This is a genomic window from Streptomyces sp. NPDC048392, from assembly GCF_043200575.1.
Classification (GTDB): Bacteria; Actinomycetota; Actinomycetes; order Streptomycetales; family Streptomycetaceae; genus Streptomyces.
Genome location: NZ_JBICYB010000050.1, coordinates 22,558 through 28,998 on the forward strand (window position 1 = coordinate 22,558; position 6,441 = coordinate 28,998).

Here is a 6,441-nt window from a genome sequence, read left to right on the forward strand (position 1 = left end):
GCTCGCCCGATCAGTCCTGCGGCTTCTCGCGCCGGCCCCGGCGAAGACCACCGGCCGGCCGCTGCTGCGGCTCCGGAGTCTCCACGCTCTGAGGGGCCGGATTGGTAACCCGGCGCGGACGGGGACGAGGGCGCGGAACCGGAGCCTGCCGCGGCGAAGGAGCCGGTGCAGGAGCCGACGTCCGCGGTGCCTGAGCCCGCGGCGCGGGCGTCTGGCGCGGTGCCGGCGTCGACGCCTGAGTCGAACCCGGCTGACGCGCTGCCTGCGTCCGAGCCGGTGTCCGCGCACCAGGCGCAGCCGGAGTCTGGCCCGAAACCGGAGCGGCCACGGGACGAGGAGCCGACGTTCCGGCTCCCAGCTGCCTCGGGGCAGGGGTGTCCTGAGCGGATCGCGTCGGACGCGTGCTCGGCGCGGCCGGCTGCCCGGAAGCAGGGACAGGCACAAGACCAGAAGTAGCTCCGCCGCTGAAGCGCTGCGGTGCAGCCTGCTGGTTGCTGCCCTGCTGGCTCTGCGCACCCTGGGCACCCGTGCCGAACTGCGTCGGGTCCGTCTGACCGGCGACGGCCCTACGGCCTCCGCTGGTCGGGACAGAACCAGCGCCGCCGGCGCTGCTCTGCCCATGAGGGCCACCGCGAGAGCTCGGCGGCTCCGTGGACGAGGCAAGAACCTCGCCGAGGATGACCTTGTTGCCGTCCGAGGTATACCCGAGATTCGACAGGCCGCCCTGGTTGCTCAGATTCTGTGCCGTCTGCTTGTCCGAGTGCGAGCTGCCCGCTCCGCCACTGGTCAGCTGCAGCGGACCGCCCTTGTCGTCGGGACCGTCGCCCTGGCCAGACACGCCCAGCGCACCAGCAGGACCGCCACCGCCGCCGGAGCCACCGCCACCAGGACCACCGTCAAGTGCCGGGCTGTTCGGATCGCCTGGACCACCCTCGCCGCCCTCCAGGGCCAGCGCCTGCTTGTCAGCGGTCAGAGCCGTGGCGTCGCCGTTGGTGCCGCCGGCGTTCGTCGACACCGTCCTGCCCGCGGGCTTGCCCGTGCTCGGGGACACCGGGCCGCTGGTCTTGCTGTTGAACCCGTTGGCGAGCTTGTTGCCCATGGCCATACCCGCGCCGGCCCCCGCACCTGCGGCCAGAGCAGGCATCATCCCGCCCTTGTCCGGCTGCGGCGCGGTGTTGGTCTCCAGGAACTTGTCCACGAGCTTGGTGACCACTTCGTCCATCGCCTGCAGCACCGTCTTGCGGACCCGCAGCAGAGCGAAGGTGATGCCCATCATCAGCAGCGACGAGATGAGCGTCAGGATCACCACGATGATCCCGCCGAGCGCAGCGCTGCCCCACAGGCCGCCCGGACTCATGAAGCTCGACACGGGCCCGGCCATGATGTCCGGGACCGAGATCAGAAACTCCGAGACGAACTGGTAGATGAACAGCGTGACGAGGACCTCCAGGATCAGCGCCATGGAGTAGACGATCACCTTGGCGATCGCGGCCATCGCGCCCAGCGTCGCGAACGGCACGGCCGCTACGAGGCCGAAAATCCGCTTGACCGAGCCGGCCAGCATGCCGATGGCGTACCAGAAGCCGAGCAGGACGATGGAGCCCAGGACCGTGGCCGCGTTGGACCAGTACATGAACTTCGCCGGCCCCGTGCCCACCTGGCTGACGGCCATGTGGTTCTCGCGGGTGAAGCCGGACGTGGCGTTGTTCGAGCTGTACATGTTCAGCGAGCTGGGGCTGAACCCGGTGTTGAGGTAGTTGTACGCCGCCAGGGGAGACAGGTTGCACGAGGAGGGCGTCTTGCCCACCGTGAAGCCGCAGCCGGCCTTTGTCCCCGTCGTCGTGAAGACCGTCGAATCCTTGCCGGGACGAGAGGAGGTCAGGCCCGTGCCGTCGGTCGAGATCACCGGGTGATCCACCGGCTTCGGCCCCTCCTCCTCACCGAAATCCTCCACGTCGCCGTAGCTGTCCTTGTCGACAAACCAACTCTTCTTGACATCCGCGCTCTCGCCCAGCTGCGTGATCGAGCTCTTGATCCCCGACTCGAAGTCGGAAGCTGCGATCTCGTTGCTGCCGATGTACTTGCCGATGATCCCGAAGGTCGAGAACACCGCCTTGAAGTCGTCCGACGCACCGGTGCCGACGGAGACCGTGCCGTCCTTCCAAGCCGTCTCGGCGTCGTTGGCCTTCGAGCCGATGCTGATGCCGTTGAACGTCGCTCCGTGGGACTGCTTGTTGATCGCCAGCGCGCTCGTGCGCACCGACATCATCGCGTCAGAGCTCGCCTGGTCGCCGTTCCAGGAGACAGTGGCCTGGTCCGGGACTCCGAGGCGGTCGTTCATCATCCACGCCTCGAAGTCGACGTAGGTGCTCAGCACGACGCGCGTCGGACCGGCATGCTGACCGAGAACCGAGTTGTCGAACTTGTCGAGCACACTGGTGTACATCGACCCGATGAGCGGCAGGCCGACGCCGATGAAGACGACGCGCACGATGAGCTTCTTGATCGCCGAACCCCGGTCCATCTTCTTGAACATGACCAGGCCGATGAGCAGGAAGCCGATGAAGATCGGCACCAGCGCCTGCCACGAGATATCGACCAGCAGGCCGTACCAGCCACTGATCCAGTGCTGCAGACCCGCGAGCGCGCCACCTCCGGTGTCACCTCCCGTCATCCCGTCGGCGAAGGTCGGATTGACCGCCGCGACCGCGCTGTAGAACCACATGAAGGGATTGATGAGCTTCAGGAACTGGAGGATGACGTAAAACAGCGTGCCGACCGCCAGCGCCAGGGCGTAGAGGACCCAGATGACGGAGCCTCCGATCACGCTGACGATCTGGCCGCCGATGCCCGAGGACATCGTGTCCAGGCCGAGGTCGGTGTTCGCCGCCCCGAAGTGCGCGTAGTCGAGCATGCCCGAGTACTTCGCGTTGCCCTTGTCATCTTTCGCCGCCAGGGTCTCGTACGTGACGGTCTGCGAGGACCCCGAGACCTCGGCGAAGAACCAGCCCACGATGTTGCCCAGGCTGAAGTCCGGGTCGGCGTAGCCGAGCATGGAACCACCCGAAGCAGGACTGCTCGTGACCGGCTTCCAGTTCTTGTGCATGCCCTTGTCGCCCAGTTCCCACTTCTTGTACATGTCCTTGGACGGCGAGTTCTCCTCGCTGAAGTACGAGCTCGCATTCGAAGCCAGTTGGTAGAGGCTGTAGTTGTCGCGCTCCTTCTCGTCGGCCGCGGTCGCCGGCGAAGAAGTCGCCACCATGAAGACCGGCACGAACAGCGCGGCCAGGAGTACGAAGGCGAGCCCGCGCGCGAGCCTGCCCTGGCAGGCTCCGCCACCGCCGTGGCCGGCCCAGGCACGCAGCCGCACCACCGCCGTGATCGTCCCGTTCATCGTCTCTCCCCTACTCCTCGCCCTCGTATCAGCGCTGACCTCGCTCATGCCTTGACCAGCTTCTTCGGCTTGGGCTTCCTCGCCGGCCGCGTCGCGCCGTCCTCGGGCTGCTGCAGGCCCTTCGTGCCGTCGCGGCGCTTGCCCCCGCCGCTCTGGCCCGCGTCAGCCTCGCCGTCGCCGCCCTCGCTGTGCTTCCGAATGCTGGTGAGGTTCGCGCCCGGTGCCGGCTTGTCGTGCAGGATCGCGTCCATCCGCGCCGCCTCTTCGGCCCTGGCCGCCTCCATGTGGGCCTGCCTGCGCTGGGCCTCGCGGTAGGGGTTGATCCCCAGTGCCAAATCCAGGTGGAAGACCACGTTGGAGACGCCCCGGCGCAGGTACGTGAGGTTCTCGCCCTTGGTCGTGATGAGCTGGGCGAGATCCGGCGGAATCCGCTGGTGCAGCTGCTTCTGGTACTCCACCACCGCGCCGTCGCGCATCGGGCCGAAGAGCGTGTAGTCCGCGCCGTCGAACTTGTTGAAGTCGCTGTCGGCCAGCATCTTGTCGACGTCGTTGTAGCTGTAGACCACCCGGCCGCCGCGCTCGTGCATATGATCGAACTGGTCCGCGATGTACTTCTTTACCCGGTCGTCGATGTGCTCGGTACCGTGGATGATCACCGTGTCGCCGAGCCCCAGCTTGCCGACGGCGAAGCCGACGATGTTCACCAGCTGCGCCATCGCCACGCCCTTGCCGCGGCGCATGAGCCGCGAGAAGTCGTAGACCACGCGCCGTGAGTCCCGGACCCCGTCCACGGCCGAGGCCGTGTGGTTGTTGAACAGGTCGCCGTTGGTGCTCAGCAACGCGTTGGCGATGCCCCTGAGCACGTTGTATGCACGCAGCTGGTCCGGGTCGGTCTTGCTGGAGTTCAGCAGCGCCTTGTGCGCGGTTGCCACGTAGGAGACGAACATCTGAAGACGCGGCACCTGGGTGTGCGGGATGTTCACCACGCGCAGGCGGCGACGCTGCTCCTTGGCGTTGTGCCGCCACATGCCCTGCTCGATGTAGAAGTCGGTCGCGGTGTCTTCGAGGGCGCTGCGGATGATCGAGCCGATCGCTCCGTCGCTGGTCTCGTAGAGCTGCTCGAACATCAGCTTGAGCTTCTCCATCTGGGCGGAGAAGACCGTCAGCTCGTCCTCCTCCTCGCCGAACATCTCGAACATGTTCACGTCGCCCTGATTCAGGTCCACGCGCGAGGTGAGCCGCTCGAACTTCGGGCCGAGCTTGTCGAGGTTCGCTCCGTCGAGGATGAGGTGGACGACCTGGCCGTTGTTCAGCAGCGCCGCCTGCGAGATCTTCGAGCACCACAAGTTGGCCACCCGCTGGCGGTCCAGGTACTCGCTGAGCGTGGCGTCGGCGACGATCGCGTGGTGGTCGTAGGCGTTGACGTCCATGAGCACGGCGCTGTTGTTGACGTCGCCGACCATGTAGCCGACGTACTCGCCGCCTCGGTCGTTGAGGCCGTTGGTCACCAGCGAGTACGAGCCGGCCAGCTCGGTCGAGGTGAAGTGGAAGCCCTTGCCCTTCTTCTTCTCGTTGTTCTTCCACAAGCCCGAGAGCTCCTGGCGCTGCTCGCCGGCGTAGGGCGCAGCCTTCAGCGTGCCGAATCGGTCGATGTACAGACGCGTGACCCGGTCGATCGTGTCGTCCAGGGTCGCCAGATCGGGGGCCTTGAGGAAGAGCCGGTTGTGCACCGAGAGATAGCTCGCACCGTCCTGGATCTCGCCGATCGTGGTCCCGAGGTCATCGGAGATCTTCGCGGCCTTGCGCTTGGAGGAGGTCGTGCCCGTTTCCGCCTGCTCGTTCGCGTCCAGCCGGTCCAGCTTCTCCGACTGCTTGGTGTACGAGTCGATCCACTTCTCATCCATCCGCTTGACCTGCTCAAGCACGATGGCGGTGGCCCGCTCGTCCAGGCCGTCCGGGATCCGGTCGATACCCCAGAAGGCGGCGAAGTTGTCGTGCGCGGCGTCGTCGTGGAAGTACGCCAGGATGCAGGCGACCGAGCCGTCGACCTCGAAATAGTCGGAGCGGAAGAGGTACTTCTCCTTCGGCTTCAGCGCGAGCAGGTGAGGGTAGGCGTCGAACGTGCCCTGGAGGTGCTTCACCTCCCGGCGGCGCTGCCACCAGTTCTTCGTCGGCTCGGCGGCCTCATCGGCTGCGCCGTCCGCCGGCGCAGCGTCCTGCACGCCCTCAGCCTGAGCAGCACCGTCCGCGCGCAGATCATCGACCACAAGCTCCGCGGTCTCATTCGTCTCGTCAGGCTTCTTTCCCGGAATGCCGAGCTGTGCCCGGACTTTCGTCATCAGCGCCATGGTGTCCTTCGTTCGTTCCTCGTCATGGTGGTCGGCCTGGCGCTGGTCAGTTCAGCGACGCCTCGAGATCGAGCAGTTCGTCGTCGATGCCCTGGTAGAAGAGCCGGAGCATCGGCAGGGCCTCCTCGCGGTCGAGCACCGTGGCTTCCTTGATCATCAGAGTCGAGCCGCCGACCTCGGCTTGGAGGACCTGGTGCCCCTTGCGCAGTGCGTCGGCGTTCTTGCCCTTGAGCAGCAGGTACTGGTGGATCGAGGTGAACTTCCCGCCCACGTGCTGCGTGAGAATGTCGTACTGCTCGTTCTGCAGCTCGATCAGATCTGGATCGCGGACCTGCAGGGTCTGGTTGCGCCGCTCCAGGTTCGCCACCTGGTGGTAGACCCGCTGCGGCTCCTTCGTCGTGATGAAGCTGTGCTCGCAGGCCGTCTCGACCTTGCGCCAGAAGGAGTCGACCCGGTCGAGGATCCCGACCCGGTCCTCGTCGAAGAGCAGATAGCTCGCCGAGCCGACGACCAGGTAGACCTGGCCTTCGCCGCCGTCGGAGAAGTGGATCAGCCCGTCCTCGTCGATCCCGTCGATGCCGACGATCGAGTAGAAGTCCGTGGGGGGGTCTTGTCCCCGATGAGTGGACACCTGTTCGTTTCGTTATGCGGCAAATGTCAGGGGAGCTGACTGCTGTTCGTAGGCGATCGGTGCCTGCT

4 protein-coding genes are annotated in these 6,441 nt (G+C 66.2%); 1 reads left to right on the forward strand and 3 read right to left on the reverse strand.

The genetic code is table 11. The features are described 5' to 3' along the window. Positions 1-10: 10 nt before the first annotated feature. Positions 11-3,274, reverse strand: a complete 3,264-nt coding sequence (locus tag ACGFYH_RS34225; RefSeq protein WP_393807064.1) for a hypothetical protein — start codon at positions 3,272-3,274, stop codon at positions 11-13. Here ACGFYH_RS34225 and ACGFYH_RS34230 point away from each other — a divergent pair. Beyond that, a complete protein-coding gene (locus tag ACGFYH_RS34230; RefSeq protein ID WP_393807065.1) occupies positions 3,261-3,449 on the forward strand; it encodes a hypothetical protein in 189 nt (62 codons plus the stop codon). The genes ACGFYH_RS34225 and ACGFYH_RS34230 overlap by 14 nt on opposite strands. On the opposite strand, the gene ACGFYH_RS34235 is transcribed toward ACGFYH_RS34230, so the two are convergent. Then, complete coding sequence (locus ACGFYH_RS34235; protein ID WP_393807066.1) at positions 3,439-5,733, reverse strand: hypothetical protein; 2,295 nt, start codon at positions 5,731-5,733, stop codon at positions 3,439-3,441. The genes ACGFYH_RS34230 and ACGFYH_RS34235 overlap by 11 nt on opposite strands. A gap of 55 nt (positions 5,734-5,788) precedes the next feature. Then, positions 5,789-6,373: a hypothetical protein gene (locus ACGFYH_RS34240; protein WP_393807067.1), complete on the reverse strand. Its 585-nt coding sequence runs from the start codon at positions 6,371-6,373 to the stop codon at positions 5,789-5,791. Between the last annotated feature and the right edge of the window lie 68 nt (positions 6,374-6,441).

Bases quoted from the DNA above. Each gene is read 5' to 3' on its own strand.
- ACGFYH_RS34230 (WP_393807065.1), top strand. From the start codon at position 3,261: ATGAAGACCGGCACGAACAGCGCGGCCAGGAGTACGAAGGCGAGCCCG.
- ACGFYH_RS34235 (WP_393807066.1), bottom strand. From the start codon at position 5,733: ATGACGAAAGTCCGGGCACAGCTCGGCATTCCGGGAAAGAAGCCTGAC.